Raw genomic sequence first — 22,253 nt, 5'->3', positions numbered from 1 at the left:
CTTGTATTACGTCAGCTCTTGCCATCGATTGTCACGTCTTTGATTTCGACGGTTTCCTTCGGCGCTCCGGTGCCGTCGGCCGAGCCGGCAATGACACCCGCCTTGTTCACCTTGTCCAGGATGTCGAGCCCCTTCGTGATCGTACCCACCGGCGTGTAAAGCGGGTCGAGCTGGATATCGCCGTACACCAGGAAGAACTGGCTGCCCGTGCTGCCCGGCGCCTGCGTCTTGGCCATCGCCATCACGCCCCGCTTGTACGTGGCGCCTTCGAGGTTCTCCTCCACCAGCACGTAGCCGGGGCCGCCCGAGCCGTCGGTCTGGCTCTTGCCGTCGGCCTTGGCGGTCGGGTCGCCGCACTGCAGCATCGGGAACTTGTCGTTGCCGAGCCGGTGGCACTTGCTGCCGTCGTAGTAGCCCTTCTCCGCCAGGAACTGCAGCGAGTTGACGGTGCAGGGCGCCTTGGCGTTGTCGAGCTCGACGACGATGTCACCGAGTCCGGTCTTCATCGTCATGGTCTTCTTGGCCGGCGTCGGCTTCACCTCCGCCGGGGGCATGCCGACGTCCTTGACCTGGCCGCCGCCGGTGTCGGGCACGTAACCGCAGGTGCCGCTCTTCTCGTCGTACGGCTTGGCCTGCGGGGCCGCCGCGGTGGAGGTGCTCGCCTGCGGCGACGGCGAGGCCGCCGCCTCTGTGGGCTCGTCGCCGCCGCCCAGCACGGCGATCCCGGCCACGATGCCGCCGACCACGACGACGACGCCCACGGTGGATCCGATGATCGCCATGCGCTTGTTGCGCTGCTCGCGCTCGAGCCGGCGCTGCTGTTGGCGCTCGTAGTGCTCGCGTGCAAGCTGCTTCTGCCGGTCCTTGCCCGTGGACACCGCTTTGCCTCCCGTAGTCAATCAACTGAGGTGGGCGAATCGTATCGGCCAACGACCGATGATTCGCAGCCCGGCGACCCGCACCGGTACCCTTCGGTTACATTCCCATTGGCTTTTTTGACGAGATCAGCTGAGGCAGATGCTCATCGCCGGCTTCCCCGCAGGGGCCTTCCAGACCAATTGTTACGTCATCGCGCCCGCCGAAGGCGAGGAGTGCGTGATCATAGACCCTGGTCAGGACGCTGTCGAGGGGGTCGACGAGCTGCTGCGCGAACACCGCCTCAAGCCCGTCGCGGTCCTGCTCACCCACGGCCACCTCGACCACGTCTGGTCGGTCGCCCCCGTGTGCGGCGCGCGCGACGTCCCGGCCTGGATCCACCCCGACGACCGCCACCTGCTGAGCGACCCGGGCGCGGGCTTCTCCGCCACGAGCGCCTCCCTCTTCGGCGGCCTCACCCTCAGCGAGCCCGACGACGTGCGCGAGCTGTCCGACGGCGCCACGCTCCAGCTCGCGGGCCTGGAGCTGGTCGTCGACCACACCCCCGGCCATACCAGGGGGTCGGTGACCTTCCGCGGGCCCGCGGGCGGCGACGCCCCGCGCGACGTCCTGTTCGCGGGTGACCTGCTGTTCGCCGGCTCCATCGGCCGCACCGACCTGCCGGGCGGCGACTATCCGACGATCCTGCGCAGCCTGGCTACCAAGTGTCTGCCGCTGCCTGACGATACGGTCGTCCTGCCGGGCCACGGACCACAGACCACGATCGGCCACGAGCGCGCCACCAATCCTTATCTCAAGGAGGCCGCGCCGCACGCCGGTCCCACACGAGGAATCTGATGACCTTCCAAGCACCCAAAGGCACCTTCGACTGGCTGCCGCCCCGCTCCGAGCAGGTTCTCGCCGTCCGGGAGGCGCTCGTCGCCCCGGTGCGGCGCGCGGGCTACGGCTACGTCGAGACGCCGGTCTTCGAAGACACCCAGTTGTTCGCCAGGGGCGTGGGCGAGTCGACCGACATCGTCACCAAGGAGATGTACACCTTCCCCGACAAGGCGGGCCGCTCGCTGACGCTGCGCCCCGAGGGCACGGCGTCCGTGGTGCGCGCCGTGCTCCAGCACGGCCTGCACACCGGCCAGCTGCCGGTGAAGCTGTGGTACTCGGGCAGCCAGTTCCGCTACGAGCGCGCCCAGCGGGGCCGCTACCGCCACTTCTGGCAGGTGGGGGCGGAGGCGCTGGGCGCCGAGGACCCGGCGCTCGACGCCGAGCTGATCGTCCTGGCCGCCCGCGGCTTCGCCTCGCTCGGGCTGCGGAACGTGACGCTCCTGCTCAACTCCCTCGGCGACGGCAACTGCCGCCCCGCCTACCGGGCGGCGCTGCAGGAGTTCCTGCGCGGGCTCGACCTCGACGACGAGACGCGGGCCCGGGTCGAGATCAACCCGCTGCGGGTGCTCGACGACAAACGGCCCGAGGTGCAGGCCAGGCTCGGCGGCGCGCCGCTGGTGGCCGACCATCTGTGCGCCGCCTGCAAGGCCTACCACGAGGAGGTCCGCGCCCTGCTCACGGCCGCCGGCGTCCCGTTCGAGGACGACCCCAGGCTGGTGCGCGGGCTGGACTACTACACCCGCACCACGTTCGAGTTCACCCACGGCGGGCTCGGCTCGCAGTCGGCGATCGGCGGCGGCGGCCGCTACGACGGGCTCAGCGAGATGCTCGGCGGCCCGCCGCTGCCCAGCGTCGGCTGGGCCCTCGGCGTCGACCGCACCTTCCTGGCCATGGAGTCCGAAGGGCTGCTCGGCGATGCCGCGCCCGGCCGCGTCCAGGTGTACGGTGTCGCGCTGGGCGACGACGCCCGCCGCCGGATGTTCCTGCTCGTGGCCCAGCTGCGCGAGGCCGGCGTCAGCGCCGACATGGCCTTCGGCGGCAAGGGGCTCAAGGGGGCGATGAAGGGCGCCGGCCGCTCCGGAGCCCGCTACGCGCTGATCCTGGGCGAGCGTGACCTGGCGGCGCAAGCCGCGCAAGTGAAAGACCTGACCACCGCTGAGCAGACCGAGGTGCCGCTGGCCCGGGTCGTGGAAGTCTTGAAGGGGAAAGTGCAGTGATCCGCACGCATACCGCCGGGTCGCTCCGCAAGGAGCACGCCGGGCAGCAGGTGACGCTCGCAGGATGGGTGGCCCGCCGCCGTGACCACGGCGGGGTCGTCTTCATCGACCTGCGCGACGCCTCCGGCTCGGCGCAGGTGGTGTTCCGCGAGGAGGACCACGCCCACGACCTGCGCGCCGAATACTGCGTGAAGGTGGTCGGGCAGGTCCGCGTGCGCCCCGAGGGCAACGAGAACCCCGACCTGCCCACCGGGGAGATCGAGGTGGTCGCCGACGCCGTCGAGGTGCTCAGCGAGTCGGCGCCGCTGCCGTTCCCCATCGAGGGCGGCGTGGGCGTCTCGGAGGAGGCCCGGCTGAAGTACCGCTACCTCGACATCCGCCGCCAGCAGGTGGCCGAGGCGATGCGGGTGCGCTCCAAGGCGACCTACCTCGCCAACGAGGTGATGAACGAGCTCGGCTTCGTCTACGTCGAGACGCCGACGCTGACGCGCTCCACGCCCGAGGGCGCCCGCGACTTCCTGGTGCCGGTCCGCCTCCAGCCGGGCAGCTGGTACGCCCTGCCCCAGTCGCCGCAGCTGTTCAAGCAGCTGCTCCAGGTGGCCGGCCTGGAGCGCTACTACCAGCTGGCCAAGTGCTACCGCGACGAGGACCTGCGGGCCGACCGGCAGCCGGAGTTCACCCAGATCGACATCGAGATGTCCTTCGTCGACCAGGAGGACGTCATCGCCGTCGGCGAGAAGCTCGTCGGCCGGCTGTGGCGGGAGATCCTGGGCTACGAGATCCCCATGCCGCTGCCCCGCATGACCTACGCCGACGCGATGGCCCGCTTCGGCTCCGACAAGCCCGACCTGCGCTTCGGCCAGGAGCTCGTCGACATGACCGACTACTTCTCCGGCACCTCCTTCCGCGTCTTCCAGGCCGAGTACGTCGGCGCGGTCGTCATGCCGGGCGGCGGCTCCCAGACGCGCAAGGAGCTCGACGGCTGGCAGGAGTGGGCGCGCAGCCGAGGCGCCAAGGGCCTGGCCTACGTCCTGGTCCAGGAGGACGGCACGCTCGGCGGCCCGGTCGCCAAGAACCTGTCCGAGCAGGAGCTGTCCGGCCTGGCCGGCGAGGTCGGCGCGGCCCCCGGCGACGCGGTCTTCTTCGCCGCGGGCGCCCGCGACGCCGCCCGTGACCTGCTGGGCGCCGCCCGCCTGGAGATCGGCCGCCGCTGCGGGCTCATCGACGAGTCGCAGTGGTCGTTCCTGTGGGTCGTGGACGCGCCCATGTTCGAGCGGGACGGCGAGGGCGGCTGGACCGCGGTCCATCACCCGTTCACCGGCCCCAAGCCGGAGTGGGCCGACAGCTTCCAGGACCATCCGGGCGAGGCGCTCGCCTACGCCTACGACATGGTCTGCAACGGCATGGAGATCGGCGGCGGCTCGATCCGCATCCACCGCGCCGAGATGCAGCAGCGCGTCTTCGACGTGCTCGGCATCTCCAAGGAGGAGGCCGAGAGCAAGTTCGGCTTCCTGCTGGAGGCGTTCAAGTACGGCCCGCCGCCGCACGGAGGCATCGCCTACGGCTGGGACCGCATCTGCATGCTGCTGTCCTCCGGTGACTCGATTCGCGACGTGATCGCGTTCCCGAAGACGGCCTCCGGCTTCGACCCGCTCACCGGGGCGCCCACGCCCATCACTGCCGCTCAGCGCAAGGAGGCGGGCGTCGACGCCCGGCCCAGGACCGAGGCCTGAGACGCCGAACGGCAGGCGCCCACCGGCGCCTGCCGTTCGCCCGGCCGTCTCGCTAGGAGAGCTTGACCTTCTCGATGATGATCGGCGTCTTGGGCGCCGTGGAGCCGCCGTCGCCGGTGATGTCCTCCTCGTGCACGAGCACGCCGTCCTCGGCCACCTTCTCGATGATCTCCAGACCGGAGGTCACCATGCCGAGCACCGAGTACTGCGGGTCAATCTGGGCGTTCTCGTCCGACAGCGAGATGGCGAACTGGCTGCTGTTCTGACCCGCCGCGTCCAGCGGCTGCGTCAGGAACACCACGCCCCTGCCGTACGGGACCACGCCCACGGCCTCGTCGCGGAACACGTATCCGGCCGTGCCGAGGCCGTCGGTCGGGTTCTTGCCGTCGGCCTTGGCCTTCGGGTCGCCGCACTGCAGCAGGAAGAGCCCCGACACCTCGGGCGTCACCAGCCGGTGACACTTGGTGTCCTCGTAGAAGCCCTTCTTGGCCAGGAACGCCATCGAGTTCACCGAGCAGGGCGTCAGCTTGGGGTCGACCTCGATGACGATGTTCCCGTGGTTGGTCGTGACCGTCATCTTCGACAGCTTCATGTTGGGCTTCTTCGGCGGCAGGCCCACGAACTTCATCGGCACGTCCGCCGTCTCGCGCTTGTACTCGCAGGTCACCGGGCCCGTCTGGGTGGGCGTCGGCAGCGCCGTGACCGGCTCCTCCGTCGGGGTGGCGGAGGCGGAAGCCTCCGCGGCCGCCGGTGTGCTGGACGGGTTGTCGTCGACCAGCGTCGTCACGGCGAAGATGCCACCGGCCACCACAGCGACGGCCACGCCCGCGCCGATGAAGGTGTTGCGCCTCGCCTTGGACGACTGCTCGGCGGCGCGCTGCCGCTGCCGCTCCTTGTGCTGACGCGCCAATTCACTCTGGCGGTCGTCGTCGTCGCCGCTCACCGGTATGTCCTCCATCTTTGCCTACACATGACCAAACAACTCCGCGAATGCTACCGGCCCTGGAATGTGCTGTACGTAAGTGGCGAGATCCCACTCCTGGGGCTGAATGGGCTGGAACCACACCGTCACGGGACACGCGGTCGCATAGGGACTCGGAGCCCTGTGGCGCGTCTCGCGGTCGTGCTGACGCCCTCGCCGTGACGGTCGCCGTAGCTTACGCCCTCGCGCCCCGCGGCGGGCGTAAGGCGGGCGGCGGCGGGACCCGGACGCGGGAGCGGCGGGGGAGCGGTAATCTCGCGGATGTGGAGAGCCTGTTCGATTCTGCGGCCGAGGAGGCGACGCCGCAGCCCCTGGCCGTGCGCATGCGCCCTCGCACGCTCGACGAGGTGATCGGCCAGCGCCACCTGCTCGGCCCCGGCACGCCCCTGCGGCGGCTGGTCGAGAGCGAGGCGCCGATGTCGCTGTTCCTGTGGGGGCCGCCGGGCACCGGCAAGACCACGCTGGCCTACGTCGTGTCCAATGTCACCGAGCGCCGCTTCGTGGAGGTCTCCGCCGTCTCGGCCGGCGTCAAGGACGTCCGCGCCGCCATCGACGCCGCCCGCCGTGAGCTGGGCATGTCCGGCCGCCAGACCGTCCTGTTCGTCGACGAGGTGCACCGCTTCAACAAGGCCCAGCAGGACGCGCTGCTGCCCGCCGTCGAGAACCGCTGGGTCACCTTCATCGGCGCCACCACCGAGAACCCGTTCTTCTCCGTCATCTCGCCGCTGCTGTCCCGCTCCCTGCTGCTCACGCTGGAGTCCCTCGGCGACGACGACATCCGCGCGGTGCTGGAGCGGGCGGTGACCGACGAGCGCGGGCTCGGCGGGCGCGCCAGGCTCGCCCCCGAGGCGCTCGACCAGCTCGTCCGGCTCGCCGGCGGCGACGCCCGCAGGTCGCTGACCTACCTCGAGGCGGCCGCCCTGCTGTCCGACGACATCACGATCGAGGTGGTGGAGAAGGCCGTCGACAAGGCCGCCGTACGCTACGACCGGCAGGGCGATCAGCACTACGACGTGATCAGCGCGTTCATCAAGTCGATGCGCGGCTCCGACGCCGACGCCGCCCTCCACTACCTGGCCCGCATGATCGAGGCGGGCGAGGACCCGCGCTTCATCGCCCGCCGCATCGTCATCTTCGCCTCCGAGGACGTCGGCATGGCCGACCCCACCTGCCTGCAGACCGCGGTCGCCGCGGCCCAGGCGGTGCAGCTCATCGGCCTGCCCGAAGGACAGATCAACCTCGCGCACGCCGTCATCCACTGCGCGCTGGCGCCCAAGTCCAACGCCGTGGTCAAGGCCATCGGGGCGGCCGTCGGCGACGTCCGGCGCGGCCTCATCGGCCAGGTTCCCGGCCACCTGCGCGACGCCCACTACCCCGGCGCCGCCAAGCTCGCCCACGGCGAGAACTACAAGTACCCGCACGACTTCGACCACGGCCTCGTCCGCCAGGACTACGCGCCCGAGCAGATCCGCGACCGGCGCTACTACGAGCCGACCCGCCACGGCGCCGAGGCGCCCGTCGCCGACCGCTGGACCCGCATCCGCGACTTCCTGCGCGGCTCCCCGTCATGACCGATCACCGCGCCGCGTTCGACGCCTCCGTCACCTTCGGCAACGGCGGTGATCTGACCGTCCACGACTTCCGCGTGGACGTGCCCTCGCCGGACGTCACCGAGGACGAGATCGCCGCGCTCTTCGTGGCCTCGCTCGGGCTGCTGATGACCGGCGCGGTCCGGCTGTCCGGCGTGCGCGTCTTCCCCGAGCCGCACAAGGGCACTCGGGGCGGCCCCTCCGACCGCGCCGCCGAAGGTCCCTTCCTGGGCCGCGTCGTCCCGCTGGACGTGCCCGGCACCCGCCTGGAGCTCCCCGCCGCAGCCACACTCCGGGCCGGCGCCACCGGACCGGCCCCCGGGGCCGTCGTGACGCCCGGGGGGAGCTCCTACGAGCTTCCCCGTACGATCGAGCTGCCCGCCGTCGTGGTGAGGGTCTCGGGGGCGGGATGGACGGCGATCGACGTCGGCGCCCTGGCTCCCTTCACCGTTCGCGGTCACGCCGTCCTGCTCCAGACGCAGGCCGCCGAGGGCCTGACCGGGGCCGCCGCCCGCCGGCTGGCGTCGCAGGCCGCGGCCCTGGTCGCCACCGACGCCCCCACGCTCGGGGAGGCGAGGGAGATCCTCCTGGAGGCGGGCATCCCCGTGGTCGAGTCCCTCACCGGCCTCGACGCCCTCCCGCCCACGGGCGCCTTCTTCTCGGCCGTCCCGCCCCACGCCGCCCCGGGCGCCGCCCCGGCACGCGCCTACGCCCGCGTCCCGTAGCCGGTCCATCGCCGTCCCCACGCCGGGCGCTCCGCCTGACCGCCGCCGAACGCTCTGCCGGGTCCACGCCCGGGCGCGCCGCGGCGGGCTCCGCGGTCTGCTGTTCCGTTCGCGGCGGACATTCCGGGGGAGGGGTCGCGTCCGAGGTCGGGGCCGGGTCCGGGGCGGGCCGCCGGGCGGTCACGGTCGCCGCGCTCACTGACCTGGTCCGCCGGACGCGATAGGGTCTTGGCGTTCCGGCCCAGCGTACGAGGGAGATGCGCGGATGCTTACCGCTGGAGAGGTCGCCGGGTTGATCGCGGCCACGGGCTGGGTGGTCCTGGTCAGCGTTCTCGTCATGGTGCTCGTCAAGCTCGCCAGACTGCTCACCGAGACGACGAAGGCGGTCTCCGAGCTGAACGCCCGCCTGACGCCGCTGCTCGACGACATGAGCCTCACCGTCAACGAGACCAACCGGCAGCTCATCGCCGTCGAGTCCATCGCCAGGGACGTCAAGCAGGTGAGCGGTCACGCCGCCAAGCTCAGCGCCGTGACCCAGACCGTCTTCACCGGCCCGCTGATCAAGGTCTCGTCGCTCGGCTACGGCGTGCGCCGGGCCATCGAGGCCCGCAGGCCGCGCAGGACGGGGCGGCGGCGATGATCAGACGGCTGTTCTACCTGTCGCTCGGCGCGTTCCTGTCGATGTGGGTGATGCGCAAGCTGCAGGCGCTCCACCCCAACCACGTGGCCCGCAAGACCGTGCACAACGCGGCGGGCATGCTCGAACAGGTGAGAGACTTTACGTCAGACGCGCTCGGCGAGGCCGCCGGCCGCGAAATCGAGTTGCGGGCCCGTTTCGGTCTCGACAAACCTGATCACAACGACTAACGCAAAGGATGGCCACCATGGAGTCGGCAGAGATCGCGCGCCGCTTCCTGCGCTTCTTCGAGGAGCGTGGGCACAAAGTAGTGCCCTCGGCCAGCCTGATCGCTGAGGACCCGACGCTTCTCCTGGTCAACGCGGGTATGGTGCCGTTCAAGCCGTACTTCCTGGGGCAGCGCAAGCCTCCGGCGTCACGGCTGGCCACCGCCCAGAAGTGCGTGCGGACCCCCGACATCGACGAGGTCGGCAAGACGACCCGTCACGCGACGTTCTTCCAGATGCTGGGCAACTTCTCCATCGGCGACTACTTCAAGGCCGAGGTGATCCCGTACGCCTGGGAGCTGCTCACCAAGCCCGAGTCCGAGGGCGGCTTCGGCTTCCCCGAGGACCGGCTGTGGGCGACGGTCTACGAGGACGACGACGAGGCGTTCGCCATCTGGCACGACAAGGTCGGCCTGCCCGCCGACCGCATCCAGCGCCGCGGCCTGGAGGACAACTACTGGCACATGGGCGTGCCCGGCCCCGGCGGCCCGTGCTCGGAGATCTACTACGACCGCGGCCCCGAGTACGGCCGCGAGGGCGGCCCGGTCGCCGACGAGGACCGCTATCTCGAGGTGTGGAACCTCGTGTTCATGCAGTACCAGCTCGGCGAGGTCCGCTCCAAGGTCGACTTCGACATCGTCGGCGAGCTGCCCAGCAAGAACATCGACACCGGCATGGGCCTGGAGCGCATGGCGGCGATCCTGCAGGGCGTCGACAACATCTACGAGATCGACACCACCTACAAGATCCTCGACAAGGCCGCCGAGCTCACCGGCACCGGCTACGGCCGCGACGCGCGCACCGACGTGAGCCTGCGCGTCATCGCCGACCACGTGCGGGCCGGCACCATGCTCGTGGCCGACGGCGTCATGCCGGGCAACGAGGGCCGCGGCTACGTCCTGCGCCGCCTGATCCGCCGCACGGTCCGCAACCTCCGGCTGCTCGGCTCCGGCGACCAGCGGCTCATGCACACCCTCACCGACGTGGCGATCAACGTCATGGGGGAGCAGTACGACCAGCTCAAGGCCGACGCGCCGCAGATCCACGCGGTGATCGACGCCGAGGAGGCGTCGTTCCTGGGCACGCTCCGCACCGGCACCGCGATCTTCGACGTGGCCGTCGAGGAGACCAAGCGCAAGAAGGGCTCCGCGCTCTCCGGCGAGCAGGCCTTCCAGCTTCACGACACCTACGGCTTCCCGATCGACCTCACCCTGGAGATGGCGTCCGAGCAGGGCCTCAAGGTCGACGAGGATGGCTTCCGCCGCCTCATGAAGGAGCAGCGCGAGCGGGCCAAGGCCGACGCGGCGGCGAAGAAGACCGGCAACGCCGACATCTCCGTCTTCGGCCGGCTCCTGGAGCAGGCGGGCAAGGTCGAGTTCCTCGGCTACGACGAGACCGTGACCGACACCACCGTCGTCGGCATCCTCGTGGACGGCACCCCGGTCCCCGCGGCGGGCGCCGGCGCCACCGTGGAGGTCGTGCTCGGCCGCACCCCCTTCTACGCCGAGGGCGGCGGCCAGCTCGCCGACCAGGGTGTCATCCGCACCGGCGGCGCCGAGGTCGAGATCCTCGACGTGCAGACGCCGATCGCGGGTCTCGTCGTGCACCGCGGCAAGATCCGCAGCGGCGAGCTCAGGACCGGCGACGAGGCGCACGCCGAGATCGACCTGGAGCGGCGGCGCGCGATCTCGCGCAGCCACAGCGCCACCCACATGGTCCACCGCGGTTTCAAGAACGCGCTCGGCGAGACCGCGGCCCAGGCGGGTTCTGAGAACTCGCCCGGCCGCTTCCGCTTCGACTTCACCTCCACAGGCGCGGTCCCGGCGAGCGTGCTGCGCGACGTCGAGGACGAGGTCAACGCGGTCCTCGTCAACGATCTCAAGGTCAACGCCTTCTACACCTCGCAGGCCGAGGCCAGGGCGATGGGCGCGCTGGCGATGTTCGGCGAGAAGTACGGCGACGAGGTCCGGGTGGTCGAGATCGGCGACTACTCCCGCGAGCTGTGCGGCGGCACCCACGTCCACAGCTCCGGCCAGCTCGGCCTGGTCAAGGTGCTGGCCGAGCAGTCGGTGGGCGCGGGCGTGCGCCGCGTCGAGGCCCTGGTCGGCATCGACGCGTTCCGCTACCTGGCGCGTGAGAGCGTGCTGGTCTCCCAGCTCACCGAGCAGCTCAAGGCGCGCCGCGAGGAGCTGCCCGAGCGCGTCGAGGGCATCGTCACCCGGCTGCGCACGGCGGAGAAGGAGCTGGAGAAGCTCCGTTCGGCGCAGGTGCTGCAGGTGGCGGCCGAGCTCGCCGCCAAGGCGGCTGACCTGCGTGGAGTATCCGTCGTGACACACCGCGCGCCTGATGGCACGATCGCGGACGATCTGCGTAAGCTCGCGCTGGATGTACGCGGCAGGTTCCCATCCGACCGGCCGGCGGTGATCGTGGTCGCCGGCGTCCCCTCCGACCGGCCCGTGGTGGTCGCCGCGGTCAACGAGGCGGGACGCGAGCGCGGGCTCAAGGCCGGAAGGCTGGTCGGCGTCGCCGCCAAGGCGCTTGGAGGTGGCGGTGGCGGCAAGGACGACGTCGCGCAGGGCGGTGGCAGCCGCCCCGAGGCGATCGGCGACGCGCTTCGGCTCGTCGAACAGACCATCACGGAGCAACTCGGCTGACATGAGGTTCGGCACACGGCTCGGCGTCGACGTCGGGTCCGTACGCATCGGCGTGGCGCGCAGCGACCCTTCGGGGATGCTCGCCACGCCGGTGGAGACCGTCAGACGCGGCAAGGGCGACCTCGACCGCATCGCCGCCCTGGCCGCCGAGTACGAGGCGATCGAGGTGGTGGTCGGGCTGCCCACGTCGCTGTCCGGGCGCCAGGGACCCGCGGCGGCCCTCGCCCGTGAGTTCGCCGGCCTGCTCGCGGGCCGGCTGGCCCCGACGCCGGTCCGGCTCTTCGACGAGCGGCTGACCACGGTCGCGGCCCAGCACGGGCTGCGCGCCAGCGGCGTGCGGGCCAAGAAGCAGCGCGGGGTCATCGACCAGGCGGCGGCGGTGGTGCTGCTGCAGGACGCCCTCGACTCCGAGCGGGCCACGGAGAGGCCGCCGGGTCACCCCGTCACCCCGCCCGGCGACCCCGCCTCATGACGGGCCGTCGGCCACCCCCACTCACCACCCTCACCCACCCGCCGCTCGGCGCGCCCACCGGCCCTCGCGGCGCCGCGTCCCGGCCTGCCCGCAGGCCGCCGTCACAGCTGACCCCCTCACGGCTGACCCCGTCGCGAGAGCTGTCGCGGGAGGTTCACCGGCAGAGGCAGGCGCCGGTCATGTCCGGTTCGCACCGGGCCCGGGACGGCCTCAGGACGAGTCCCGCCGGGGACTCGGTCGTATCGCCCGTGAAGATACCTTCGCCGTCGAAGATCGCTAAAGTGGTCGGGCACGTTCACACCGGGACGGAGGCCCCGTACCGTCGTGTGCCCGTGACGTTCCGTGACCTGTGTGCTCGCCCGCCGGGCGGCGGACGGACGGCGCGACGAGGGGGAGGCAGGTTTGGTGGCCCGCCTCAGGTGCATAGAATCACCAAATTCACCGACAAAGAGAGCGAATTCGTGAGATACCGGAAAGAGCTGAACGAGAAACTCGGGACGAACTGATGCTCACCGGGCCGCTCACCCCAGCTCAGGAGAACGCCGGACTTCTCAGGCGACGCTACCGAGCCGGGACACACACGCTCTTTCCATCCTCTAGCATGGCTACCCACAGTGACCTTGGCCGGTCGTCACGGTGTGACCGGCGCGTCCCCCTCATCCGCTCGGTGACCCCCCACCGCCAGGCGCTCCCCCTCGGCGCACGGCTTGCAGTACCGGGAGATTGGCCAGCTCACGCATGAACGATGTCGACGACATGGACTTCCTCCTCGGCTCCGACGACGACGACGGCGGTGGCCGGCGGCGCGGCCGGGCAGGCAACGGCCGGCGGGGCCGCAGGCGGCGCCGCCGCCGCAGCCGGGGCCGTTTCCTCGCCCCGCTGCTGGCGTTCATCATCCTGGCGGGCATCATCGGCGGCGGCGGCTACTACGGCTACCGATGGTTCAGCGACGCGCTGGTGCCCGACGACTACACCGGCCAGGGCACGGGCGAGGTCGTGATCCAGATCAAGGACGGCCAGAGCGCCTCGGAGGTGGCCGCGGAGCTGCAGCGGCAGGGGGTCGTCGCCAGCGCCAAGGCCTTCATCAACGCGATCGACAACGCGAAGAAGAGCTCCTCGCTCCAGCCCGGCACGTACAAGCTGCGCAAGCAGATGGCCGCCGCCGAGGCGGTCAAACTGCTCGATCCGGACAACCTGATCGTGGCCAAGGCGACGATCAAGGAAGGGCTGCGGCTCTCCGACATGTTCAAGCAGCTCGCGGAGAAGACCGGCAAGGCGCCGAAGGAGTTCGAGAACGCGGCCAAGAGCGCCGAGGACCTCGGCCTGCCCCGCTACGCCAAGGGCAACCTGGAGGGCTACGCCTTCCCGGCCACCTACGACTTCCAGCCGGACGCCACCCCGGCCGAGATGCTGGCGCAGATGGTGGAGCGCTTCAACCAGGCCGCCGAGCAGGTGGACCTGGAGAGCAGCGCCAAGAAGATGGGCTACACCCCGCACGAGATCGTCACCATCGCCAGCATCATCCAGGCGGAGGCCGGCCGTCACGAGGACATGCCGAAGATCGCGCGGGTGATCTACAACCGGCTCAACCACGAGCCCGAGATGAAGCTGGCGATGGACAGCACGGTCATGTACGCCTGGCGCCGCTACCGTACCCAGGCGACCCACGCCGAGCTGGAGATCAAGTCTCCGTACAACACCTACAAGTACCTCGGCCTGCCGCCCGGCCCGATCGCCAATCCCGGCGACCACGCCATCGAGGCGGCGCTCAACCCGGCCAAGGGGCCGTGGCTGTTCTTCGTCGCCACCGACCCGAAGAGCAACGTCACCAAGTTCGCCACCACCGAGGCGGAGCGGCAGGCGCTCCTCGCCGAGCTGCGGCGCAACTCGGCGGGCGGCTGACCCGTATGATGGCGGGCCGAAAGGGGGGTGCATGCGAGCTGCCGTGATGGGCTCGCCGATCGCCCACTCGCTCTCGCCGCACCTGCACCGGGCCGCCTACCGCGAGATGGGGCTGTCCGGCTGGAGCTACGACGCGTTCGAGTGTGACGAGGCGGCGCTGCCCGCCCTGCTGCGCGAGCTGCGCCCGATCCGGGGCGAAGGGCGCGAAGAGCCGGGCACGTGGGCCGGGCTGTCGCTGACCATGCCGCTCAAGCGGGCCGTGCTGCCGCTGCTCGACACCGTGTCCGACCTGGCGGTCGAGGTCGGCGGGGCGAACACGGTGGTGTTCGCCGGGGGCGCCGCCCACGGCGACAACACCGACGTCCACGGCATCGAGCGGGCCCTGGCCGAGGCCGGCGTCCCGGCGCCGCGCTCGGCGACCGTGCTGGGCGGCGGCGCCACCGCCTGTTCCGCGCTGGCCGCGCTGCGCGGCCTGGGCCTGTACGAGGCCACGCTGGTGGTCCGCGACCCGGCGCGGGCGGGCGAGACGATGGGGGCGGCCGAGCGGCTCGGGGTGGCGCTGGCGGTGCAGACGTTCGACAAGCTGGCCGCGGCCACCCAGGTGGACCTGGTGGTCTCCACCCTGCCCGGCGGGGCCGCCGACGTGTTCGCCGACCGGCTGGCCGGGGCGCCGGCGCTGTTCGACGTGGTCTACTCGCCCTGGCCGACCCGGGCGGCGGCGGCCGTCGCGTCCGCGGGCGGCATCGTGGTCGGCGGTTTTCCGATGCTGCTCCACCAGGCGGCGCGCCAGGTGGAGCTGATGACGGGCCGGGCCGACGTCCCGGTGGCGGCGATGCGCGCGGCCGGCGAGGCCGAGATCCTCAGACGGGCCACTCGAACGGGTTGACGGTCGTCACGTCCAGGCCGTCGAAGTCCTTTGCGCTTTCTCACCTCGGAGACGACGCCGGTGTCGAGGAGCCAGGGCGTACCCCGTACGCAGGGAAGATTCGAGGACGCTCCGTGGTTGTGGTAATGTAGCTCTCTGATCGGTCCGGCATGACAGTGCTGGACGCGCAAGCGGAGGTCTCCCTCCCACCCGAGCGGCCGTAAGGCGGCCGGGTCAAGGATCACGCCGGACTACTCCGGGGAGCTTGAAGGCCACGACGCCGAAGAGCTCAGTGGCCCCGCATGCGCGACGTGCGGGGCTTTTCGCGTTTTCCGCGGGAGTTCCCGGCACGACGAGCACGTAGGGATCGCAAACCTAGGAGGCCCCATCAGCACTGAGCCCCGCATCAACGAGCGTATCCGAGTTCCCGAGGTACGCCTCGTGGGCCCGAACGGCGAGCAGGTGGGCATCGTGTCCATCCACGACGCACTCAAGCTCGCCCAGGAAGCCGACCTCGACCTCGTCGAGGTCGCGGCGACGGCTCGACCGCCCGTGTGCAAGCTCATGGACTACGGCAAGTTCAAGTACGAGTCCGCGATGAAGGCGCGCGAGGCGCGCAAGAATCAGGCGCACACGATCATCAAGGAGATCAAGCTCCGGCCGAAGATCGACCCGCACGACTACGAGACCAAGAAGGGTCACGTGGTCCGGTTCCTCAAGGCCGGGGACAAGGTCAAGGTCACGATCATGTTCAGGGGCCGCGAGCAGTCCCGGCCCGAGCTGGGGTTCAGGCTCCTGCAGCGGCTCGCGGAGGACGTCCAGGAGCTCGGCTTCGTGGAGTCCCAGCCCAAGCAGGACGGCCGTAACATGATCATGGTGATCGGTCCGCACAAGAAGAAGGCCGAGGCCAAGGCCGAGAAGGCCGCCGCCAAGGCGCAGCGTGGCAGCGAGGAGCCCTCCGCACAGGAGGTGTGACCCGCGGCTCGCGCCGGCCTCGCCGGCGCGTTCCCGAGCGGCCAGCGCAAGACGAAGACGCCGAGACCGGGTCGGCCCGCCACCGGCCCGGCCACCGGCACGACCGAATGAGGAGAGACGGCGAGATGCCGAAGATGAAGACGCACAGCGGTGCGAAAAAGCGGTTCCGGCTCACCGGCACCGGCAAGGTGAAGCGCCGCCGCGCCAACCGCGCTCACTACAACGAGTGGAAGTCGTCTAAGCTGACGCGCCGTCTCAAGAACGAGGTCGTCCTTTCCGACGCCGACTCCAAGAAGATCAAGAAACTGCTCGCCAAGTAGCGCGAACCCCCGGGGAGAAGAATCATGGCACGCGTGAAGCGGGCGCTCAACGCCAAGAAGAAGCGCAAGGTCGTTCTCGAGCGGGCAACCGGTTACCGTGGCCAGCGGTCGCGGCTCTACCGCAAGGCCAAGGAGCAGATGCTCCACTCGATGACGTACGCCTACCGGGACCGCAAGGACCGCAAGGGCGCCTTCCGCCGGCTGTGGATCCAGCGGATCAACGCCGCGGCTCGGCAGAACGGCATCACCTACAACCGCCTCATCCAGGGCCTGCGCCTGGCCAACATCGAGGTGGACCGCAAGATCCTGGCCGATCTCGCGGTGAACGACAGTCAGACCTTCGCCACGCTCGTGGAGGCCGCCAAGAAGGCGCTGCCCGCGAACGTGAACGCGCCGGCCGCGGGCTGACCTGAATTTCGCGGGAAGGGCTCACCCCGGTGGTGGGCCCTTTTCCATGCACACCCACAGGTTCCACGCACACCCAGGAGTGAGATGGCCGGAGCCGAGCTGACCAACGTCCGGTCGCCGCGGGTCAAGGCGGCTCGCAGGCTCACCAAGCGCGCCTTCCGCGACCAGGACCGCAAGTTCCTGGCCGAGGGCCCGCAGGCGGTGCGCGAGGCGCTCAAGCTGGACGGGATCACGCTGGAGCTGTTCACCACGGCCGAGGCCGAGGCCCGACACCCCGAGCTGATCGCCGCCGCCGCCGCCCAGGACGTCCACGTCCACCGGGCCAGCGGCGAGGTCATGGCCGAGCTGTCGCAGACCGTCACCCCGCAGGGCCTGGTGGCCGTCTGCCGTCCGGTGCACGTGCCGCTCGCCGAGGCCCTTCCGGGGCCGGCGCGACTGGTGGCCGTCCTCGCGCACGTGCGCGACCCGGGCAACGCCGGGACGGTCATGCGCGCCGCCGACGCCGCGGGCGCCGACGCGGTGGTCTTCACCGATGCGAGCGTGGATCCGTACAACGGCAAGTGCGTGCGCGCCAGCGCGGGTAGCCTGTTCCACGTACCCGTGGCCATCGGCGCACCGGTCGCCGAGACCGTGCGCCGGCTGAAGGAACACGGCCTGCGCGTGCTCGCGGCCGACGGCGCGGGCCGTCACACGCTCGACGACGTCGACCTGTCGGGTCCCACCGCGTGGATCTTCGGCAACGAGGCGTGGGGCCTTCCCGAAGAGGTGCTCGGGCTGGCCGACGATGTGGTGCGCGTACCCATCTACGGACAGGCCGAAAGCCTCAATCTGGCCACCGCCGCGGCGGTGTGCCTGTACTCCTCCGCCAGGGCTCAGCGAGTGCCCTAGGCGGTGGGAAACCCGCTATTGTCGGCCTTGAAGGCGGAGGAGGCGAGCTCGTGCACGGCGCAGACACCGACGGGCGGCTGGTTGCCGCCGCGTGCACGATAGCGATCGACGACCTTCCCGACGGCCTGATCGTCGCCGACCGGTTCGGCCGCGTGCTCGCGGTCAACCGCGCCGCCGCCCGGCTCACCGGCGTCACGCCGGAGCGCGCCGTCGGCCGCGACATGGCCGAGATGTTCCCGTTCCGCGACAACGACGGGCGCGACTGGTGGAAGGCGCTCGACCCCGAGCGCGGCCCCCGCACCCGCAGCCGCGTGCCGGAGCGTCCGCTCCACCTGCCCGGCCGCCAGGAGGTGTACGTGGCCGCGCGGTTCGTGCGCGAGCCCGAGCGGTGCGGCGACGTCGAGCGGGTGGCGATCACGCTGCGTGACGGCGGGGCGCGCGCCCGGCTGGAGCGCAGCCGCGCCGACCTGGTCTCCACGGTCGCCCACGAGCTGCGCTCGCCGCTGACCAGCGTCAAGGGGTTCACCGCGACGCTGCTGGCCAAGTGGAGCCGCTTCACCGAAGAGCAGAAGCTCGTCATGCTGGAGACCGTCAACAACGACGCCGACCGCGTCACCCGGCTCATCACCGAGCTGCTCGACGTCTCCCGCATCGAGTCCGGCCGGCTGGAGCTGCGCCGCCAGGTCGTCGACCTGCCCGCCAGGGCCCGCAGGGTCGTCGCCGGGCGGGTCGCCTCGGGGGAGCAGGAGGACCGCTTCCGCCTCATCGCGGGTGACGATCTTCCCGAGATGTGGCTTGACCAGGACAAGGTTGACCAGATCCTGGCTAACCTGGTGGAGAACGCGCTGCGTCACGGTCGCGGCACCGTGACGATCGAGATCGAGTCCGTGGGATGGGGAGTCGCCGTGTCGGTGCGCGACCAGGGCGAGGGCGTCAGGCCCGAGGTGGCCCAGCGCGTCTTCAGGCAGTTCTGGCGCGGCAACAGCCGCAAGCGCGGCGGCACCGGTCTCGGCCTGTTCATCGTCAAGGGGCTGGTGGAGGCCCATGGCGGCACCATCACCGTGCAGCAGGCGCCCGAGGGCGGGGCGGAGTTCCGATTTACCGTGCCCACCGGCACGCCCGACTTCGCGTGACGCCGGGACCGGTGGGCCACCACTAGACTTTTCCCGCTCAAGCCCTGGATACGGAGCTCACTCTTGTCTGACTACGACCCGGTCGAGGTCACCCCGCTGCACGCCGACGAGGTGTCCCGCATGGAGGCCGACGCCATCGCGGCGATCAAGGCGGCCGGCAGCCTCGACGCACTCAAGCAGGCCAGGCTCGCACATTCCGGCGACCGCTCGCCCCTGGCCCTGGCCAACCGCGAGATCGGCGCCCTGCCGCCGGCCGCCCGCGCCGAGGCGGGCAAGCGGGTCGGCGCCGCCCGCAGAGCCGTCAACGAAGCGCTCACCGCCCGGCAGGCCGAGCTGGAGGCCGAGCGCGACGCGCGGGTGCTCGTCGAGGAGACCGTCGACGTCACCCTGCCGTGGGACCGCCGGCCGCGCGGCGCCCGCCACCCGCTGACCACGCTGCAGGAGCGCATCGCCGACACGTTCGTCGCGATGGGCTACGAGGTGGCCGAGGGCCCCGAGCTCGAAGGCGAGTGGTTCAACTTCGAGGCGCTCAACATCGCCAAGGACCACCCCGCCCGGTCCGAGCACGACACGTTCTTCGTCGGCTCCACCGACTCGGGCATGGTGCTGCGCACGCAGACCTCGCCGCTGCAGATCCGCGCCCTGCTGGAGCGCGGCGTGCCGTGCTACGCGATCGCGCCCGGCAAGACCTTCCGCACCGACGAGCTCGACGCCACCCACACCCCCGTCTTCCACCAGACCGAGGGCCTGGCCGTCGACAAGGGCCTGACCATGGCCCACCTCAAGGGCACGCTCGACCGGTTCGCCGAGGTCATGTTCGGCGAGGGCATCACCACCAGGTTCCGGCCCAACTACTTCCCGTTCACCGAGCCGTCCGCCGAGATGGACCTCAAGTGCTTCGTCTGCCGCGGCGCCTCCGCGGTGCCCGGCAACCCGCCCTGCCGCACCTGCAAGAACGAGGGCTGGATCGAGTGGGGCGGCTGCGGCATGGTCAATCCGCGGGTGCTCGTCGCCTGCGGCATCGACCCGTCGGTCTACTCCGGGTTCGCCTTCGGGATGGGCATCGAGCGGACGCTGATGTTCCGCCACAACGCCGAGGACATGCGCGACATGATCGAGGGAGACGTGCGCTTCACGCTCCCGTTCGGAATGGAGATCTGATGAAGGTCCCGCTTTCCTGGCTGCGGGAGTATGTCGATCTCCCGGCGGTCACCGCCCAAGAAGTGGCCGACAAGCTCACCGCCGCCGGGCTCAAGCTGGAGTCCATCGCCTCCCACGGCCACGACGTCAAGAACGTCGTGGTCGGCGAGGTGCTGGAGATCGAGGAGCTGACCGGCTTCAAGAAGCCGATCCGCCACTGCAGGGTCGAGGTCGGCGAGGCGACGCCGCGGGAGATCGTCTGCGGCGCCACCAACTTCGCGGCCGGCGACCGCGTGCCCGTGGTGCTGCCCGGCGGCGTGCTGCCCGGCGGGTTCGAGGTCGGCGCCCGCAAGACCTACGGCCGCATGTCCGAAGGCATGATCTGCTCCGAGCGCGAGCTCGGGCTGGGCGACGACCACGCCGGCATCATGGTGCTGCCCGCCGGCACGCCCATCGGCGCCGACGTGGTCGAGCTGCTCGGCCTGCGCGACGACGTGATCGAGCTGGAGATCACCCCCGACATCGGCTACGCGCTGTCGATCCGGGGCGTGGCCCGCGAGGTCGCGATCGCGTTCGGGGTGGAGTTCCGCGACCCGGCCCACGTCGAGCTGCCCGAGGAGACCACCCGGGCCTGGCCTGCCTACATCGAGGACCCGACCGCGTGCGACCGGTTCGTGCTGCGCCAGGTCACCGGCTTCGACCCGGAGGCCAAGAGCCCGCTGTGGATGCGGACCCGGCTCAGCCGGGCCGGCATGCGGCCGGTGTCCCTGGCCGTCGACATCACCAACTACCTCATGCTGGAGCTCGGCCAGCCGCTGCACGCCTTCGACACCGCCAAGCTCACCGGCGAGATCGTGGTGCGGCGGGCGTTCCCGGGCGAGCGGCTGGAGACGCTCGACCACGTCGTGCGCGATCTCGACCCCGACGACATCCTCATCACCGACCAGTCGGGGCCGATCTCCATGGCCGGCACCATGGGCGGCCTGGAGACCGAGATCTCCGACGGCTCCACCGAGATCGTCATCGAGGCCGCCCACTTCTCGGCCACCGGCATCTCCCGCGAGTCCCGCCGCCACAACCTCGTCTCCGAGGCGTCCAAGCGGTTCGAGCGCGGCGTCGACCGTGAGCTGCCGCTCGTCGCCTCCTGGCGGGCCGTGCACATGCTGGCCGAGCTCGGCGGCGCCACCATCCTGCCCGGGGTCACCCACGCCGAGGTCGACGTCCGGCCCGGCCGCGTGTCGATCCCCGCGAGCCACCCCGGCGACATCGCCGGCATGCCGTACGCTCGAGAGACCGTCGTACGCAGGCTGGAGCAGATCGGCTGCGTCGTCGTCGACGGCGACGACCCCGCCGTGCGCGAGGGCGGCGTCGACCCGACCGGCGTGGTCACCGGCGGCGAGCTGGCGGCCAAGCTGGCCGTCAAGGGCGACGACATGATCACGGTGACCCCGCCGTCGTGGCGGCCCGACCTCACCGACCCCAACGACCTCGCCGAAGAGGTCATCAGGTTGGAGGGCTACGAGCGGCTGCCGTCCGTGCTGCCCAGCGCCCCCGCCGGGGCCGGGCTCACCGAGGGCCAGCGGCTGCGCAGGCGGGTCGGCCGGGCGCTGGCCGAGGCCGGTTACGCCGAGGTGCTCGCCTACCCGTTCATCAGCGCCGACGACTTCGACAGGCTGCAGCTGCCCGCCGACGACGCCCGCCGCCGCGCGTCGCGGCTGGCCAACCCGCTGGGCGAGGACGAGCCGCTGATGCGCACCACGCTGCTGCCGGGGCTGCTCAAGACCCTGGTGCGCAACGCCGGGCGCGGTTTCGCCGACGTGGCCCTGTTCGAGACCGGCTCCGTCTACCGGCCGCGCGAGGGCGCCCCCGAGACGGCCCCGGTGCTCGGGGTCGAGCGGCGGCCCACCGCGGAGGAGCTGGCCTCGATCGAGGCGGCGCTGCCCGACCAGCCGTGGCGGGTCGCGGTGGTGCTCGCCGGCGAGTTCGAACGCTCCGGCTGGTGGGGCCGGGGCCGCGAGGCATCCTGGGCCGACGCGGTGCAGGCCGGGCGGATCGTCGCCGCCGAGGCCGGGCTGGAGCTGTCGGTCGTGGCCGACCAGCACGAACCGTGGCACCCCGGCCGGTGCGCCGCCCTCTACCTCGGCGACCTGCTCGTCGGCCACGCGGGCGAGCTGCACCCGCGGGTCATCGAGGCCTACGGGCTGCCGCCGCGCACCGCCGCGATGGAGCTGGAGCTGACCCGGCTGGAGACGGCCCTGCCCGGCCCGGTCCAGGCGCCGGCCATCTCCGCCTACCCGGTCGCCACCCAGGACGTCGCGCTGATCGTGCCCGACTTCACCCCGGTGGCGGACGTCGAGGCGGCGCTCCGCGACGGGGCGGGCGAGCTGCTGGAGTCGGTCCGGCTGTTCGACGTCTACACCGGAGCCCAGGTGGGCGAGGGCAACAAGTCGCTCGCGTACGCGATGCGGTTCCGCGCCCCTGACCGCACGCTGACGGCCGAGGAGATCTCCGCCGCCCGCGACGCGGCGGTGGCGCTCGCCGCCGACCGCGTCGGCGCCCAGCTGCGCTCCGCCTGACGAACGAGGGCCGGTA

General features: G+C 71.2%; 20 protein-coding genes. 18 read left to right on the top strand and 2 right to left on the bottom strand.

The features are described 5' to 3' along the window. Nucleotides 1–11: 11 nt before the first annotated feature. Nucleotides 12–878 (bottom strand): peptidylprolyl isomerase, encoded by an 867-nt coding sequence (locus tag ACQEUU_RS24185; RefSeq protein WP_433069650.1) that lies wholly within the window; start codon nt 876–878, stop codon nt 12–14. A gap of 139 nt (nt 879–1,017) precedes the next feature. On the opposite strand from ACQEUU_RS24185, the gene ACQEUU_RS24180 reads away from it, so the two are divergent. Genes ACQEUU_RS24180 through aspS form a run of 3 tightly spaced genes read left to right on the top strand, consistent with a single transcriptional unit; the run spans nt 1,018 to nt 4,705 of the window. Next, nucleotides 1,018–1,713: an MBL fold metallo-hydrolase gene (locus ACQEUU_RS24180; RefSeq protein ID WP_433069647.1), complete on the top strand. Its 696-nt coding sequence runs from the start codon at nt 1,018–1,020 to the stop codon at nt 1,711–1,713. After that, nucleotides 1,713–2,972 (top strand): histidine--tRNA ligase, encoded by a 1,260-nt coding sequence (gene hisS, locus ACQEUU_RS24175; RefSeq protein WP_433069644.1) that lies wholly within the window; start codon nt 1,713–1,715, stop codon nt 2,970–2,972. Before ACQEUU_RS24180 ends, hisS begins: the two co-directional genes overlap by 1 nt. Next, the gene (gene aspS / locus ACQEUU_RS24170) at nt 2,969–4,705 is read left to right on the top strand and encodes an aspartate--tRNA ligase (RefSeq protein WP_433069641.1); all 1,737 of its coding nucleotides are present in this window, start codon (nt 2,969–2,971) and stop codon (nt 4,703–4,705) included. The genes hisS and aspS overlap by 4 nt, the downstream gene beginning before the upstream one ends. Before the next feature lie 52 nt (nt 4,706–4,757). On the opposite strand, the gene ACQEUU_RS24165 is transcribed toward aspS, so the two are convergent. Further along, nucleotides 4,758–5,648 (bottom strand): peptidylprolyl isomerase, encoded by an 891-nt coding sequence (locus ACQEUU_RS24165; protein WP_433069638.1) that lies wholly within the window; start codon nt 5,646–5,648, stop codon nt 4,758–4,760. 302 nt (nt 5,649–5,950) lie between these two features. On the opposite strand from ACQEUU_RS24165, the gene ACQEUU_RS24160 reads away from it, so the two are divergent. The 15 genes from ACQEUU_RS24160 (at nt 5,951) to ACQEUU_RS24090 (ending at nt 22,237) form a co-directional block, all read left to right on the top strand. After that, nucleotides 5,951–7,258: a replication-associated recombination protein A gene (locus ACQEUU_RS24160; RefSeq protein ID WP_433069635.1), complete on the top strand. Its 1,308-nt coding sequence runs from the start codon at nt 5,951–5,953 to the stop codon at nt 7,256–7,258. After that, on the top strand, nt 7,255–8,001 hold the full coding sequence (locus tag ACQEUU_RS24155) for a hypothetical protein (protein ID WP_433069632.1): 747 nt from the start codon (nt 7,255–7,257) through the stop codon (nt 7,999–8,001). Before ACQEUU_RS24160 ends, ACQEUU_RS24155 begins: the two co-directional genes overlap by 4 nt. A 265-nt stretch (nt 8,002–8,266) precedes the next feature. Next, nucleotides 8,267–8,641, top strand: a complete 375-nt coding sequence (locus tag ACQEUU_RS24150; RefSeq protein ID WP_433069629.1) for a DUF948 domain-containing protein — start codon at nt 8,267–8,269, stop codon at nt 8,639–8,641. Continuing rightward, nucleotides 8,638–8,868, top strand: coding sequence for a hypothetical protein (locus tag ACQEUU_RS24145; RefSeq protein WP_433069627.1), 231 nt, complete (start codon nt 8,638–8,640; stop codon nt 8,866–8,868). Before ACQEUU_RS24150 ends, ACQEUU_RS24145 begins: the two co-directional genes overlap by 4 nt. A gap of 17 nt (nt 8,869–8,885) precedes the next feature. Then, nucleotides 8,886–11,558: an alanine--tRNA ligase gene (gene alaS, locus ACQEUU_RS24140; protein ID WP_433069624.1), complete on the top strand. Its 2,673-nt coding sequence runs from the start codon at nt 8,886–8,888 to the stop codon at nt 11,556–11,558. A 1-nt stretch (nt 11,559) separates the two neighbouring features. Further along, nucleotides 11,560–12,030, top strand: a complete 471-nt coding sequence (ruvX, locus tag ACQEUU_RS24135; RefSeq protein WP_433069621.1) for a Holliday junction resolvase RuvX — start codon at nt 11,560–11,562, stop codon at nt 12,028–12,030. 738 nt (nt 12,031–12,768) lie between these two features. After that, nucleotides 12,769–13,932, top strand: coding sequence for an endolytic transglycosylase MltG (gene mltG / locus ACQEUU_RS24130; RefSeq protein WP_433069618.1), 1,164 nt, complete (start codon nt 12,769–12,771; stop codon nt 13,930–13,932). Between the two features lie 31 nt (nt 13,933–13,963). Beyond that, nucleotides 13,964–14,818, top strand: coding sequence for a shikimate dehydrogenase (locus ACQEUU_RS24125; protein WP_433069615.1), 855 nt, complete (start codon nt 13,964–13,966; stop codon nt 14,816–14,818). 345 nt (nt 14,819–15,163) lie between these two features. Beyond that, on the top strand, nt 15,164–15,772 hold the full coding sequence (gene infC / locus ACQEUU_RS24120; protein ID WP_433071966.1) for a translation initiation factor IF-3: 609 nt from the start codon (nt 15,164–15,166) through the stop codon (nt 15,770–15,772). Between the two features lie 125 nt (nt 15,773–15,897). Further along, a complete protein-coding gene (rpmI, locus tag ACQEUU_RS24115; protein WP_270158903.1) occupies nt 15,898–16,092 on the top strand; it encodes a 50S ribosomal protein L35 in 195 nt (64 codons plus the stop codon). A gap of 24 nt (nt 16,093–16,116) precedes the next feature. Then, entirely contained in the window at nt 16,117–16,500 is a 384-nt protein-coding gene (gene rplT / locus ACQEUU_RS24110) for a 50S ribosomal protein L20 (protein ID WP_148031211.1), read from the top strand. An 84-nt stretch (nt 16,501–16,584) separates the two neighbouring features. Then, nucleotides 16,585–17,388, top strand: a complete 804-nt coding sequence (locus ACQEUU_RS24105) for a TrmH family RNA methyltransferase (RefSeq protein WP_433069610.1) — start codon at nt 16,585–16,587, stop codon at nt 17,386–17,388. A gap of 50 nt (nt 17,389–17,438) precedes the next feature. Then, nucleotides 17,439–18,521, top strand: a complete 1,083-nt coding sequence (locus tag ACQEUU_RS24100; RefSeq protein WP_433069607.1) for a sensor histidine kinase — start codon at nt 17,439–17,441, stop codon at nt 18,519–18,521. A 120-nt stretch (nt 18,522–18,641) separates the two neighbouring features. Then, nucleotides 18,642–19,682 carry a phenylalanine--tRNA ligase subunit alpha gene (gene pheS / locus ACQEUU_RS24095; protein ID WP_433071964.1) on the top strand — a complete coding sequence of 347 codons (1,041 nt, stop codon included), beginning with the start codon at nt 18,642–18,644 and terminating at the stop codon, nt 19,680–19,682. Beyond that, complete coding sequence (locus tag ACQEUU_RS24090) at nt 19,682–22,237, top strand: phenylalanine--tRNA ligase subunit beta (RefSeq protein ID WP_433069604.1); 2,556 nt, start codon at nt 19,682–19,684, stop codon at nt 22,235–22,237. The genes pheS and ACQEUU_RS24090 overlap by 1 nt, the downstream gene beginning before the upstream one ends. The last annotated feature ends 16 nt before the right edge of the window (nt 22,238–22,253 follow it).

This window comes from Nonomuraea sp. CA-218870 (genome assembly GCF_050936535.1).
Classification (GTDB): Bacteria; Actinomycetota; Actinomycetes; order Streptosporangiales; family Streptosporangiaceae; genus Nonomuraea; species Nonomuraea corallina.
The sequence above is the reverse complement of the archived record's forward strand: the minus strand, read 5'-3'. Positions and strand labels throughout refer to the sequence as shown.

Coding starts and splice junctions, on each gene's coding strand:
- ACQEUU_RS24180 (WP_433069647.1), top strand. CDS start 1,018: ATGCTCATCGCCGGCTTCCCCGCAGGGGCCTTCCAGACCAATTGTTAC.
- hisS (WP_433069644.1), top strand. CDS start 1,713: ATGACCTTCCAAGCACCCAAAGGCACCTTCGACTGGCTGCCGCCCCGC.
- ACQEUU_RS24155 (WP_433069632.1), top strand. CDS start 7,255: ATGACCGATCACCGCGCCGCGTTCGACGCCTCCGTCACCTTCGGCAAC.
- ACQEUU_RS24150 (WP_433069629.1), top strand. CDS start 8,267: ATGCTTACCGCTGGAGAGGTCGCCGGGTTGATCGCGGCCACGGGCTGG.
- ACQEUU_RS24145 (WP_433069627.1), top strand. CDS start 8,638: ATGATCAGACGGCTGTTCTACCTGTCGCTCGGCGCGTTCCTGTCGATG.
- alaS (WP_433069624.1), top strand. CDS start 8,886: ATGGAGTCGGCAGAGATCGCGCGCCGCTTCCTGCGCTTCTTCGAGGAG.
- ruvX (WP_433069621.1), top strand. CDS start 11,560: ATGAGGTTCGGCACACGGCTCGGCGTCGACGTCGGGTCCGTACGCATC.
- mltG (WP_433069618.1), top strand. CDS start 12,769: ATGAACGATGTCGACGACATGGACTTCCTCCTCGGCTCCGACGACGAC.
- ACQEUU_RS24125 (WP_433069615.1), top strand. CDS start 13,964: ATGCGAGCTGCCGTGATGGGCTCGCCGATCGCCCACTCGCTCTCGCCG.
- rpmI (WP_270158903.1), top strand. CDS start 15,898: ATGCCGAAGATGAAGACGCACAGCGGTGCGAAAAAGCGGTTCCGGCTC.
- rplT (WP_148031211.1), top strand. CDS start 16,117: ATGGCACGCGTGAAGCGGGCGCTCAACGCCAAGAAGAAGCGCAAGGTC.
- ACQEUU_RS24105 (WP_433069610.1), top strand. CDS start 16,585: ATGGCCGGAGCCGAGCTGACCAACGTCCGGTCGCCGCGGGTCAAGGCG.
- pheS (WP_433071964.1), top strand. CDS start 18,642: ATGGAGGCCGACGCCATCGCGGCGATCAAGGCGGCCGGCAGCCTCGAC.
- ACQEUU_RS24090 (WP_433069604.1), top strand. CDS start 19,682: ATGAAGGTCCCGCTTTCCTGGCTGCGGGAGTATGTCGATCTCCCGGCG.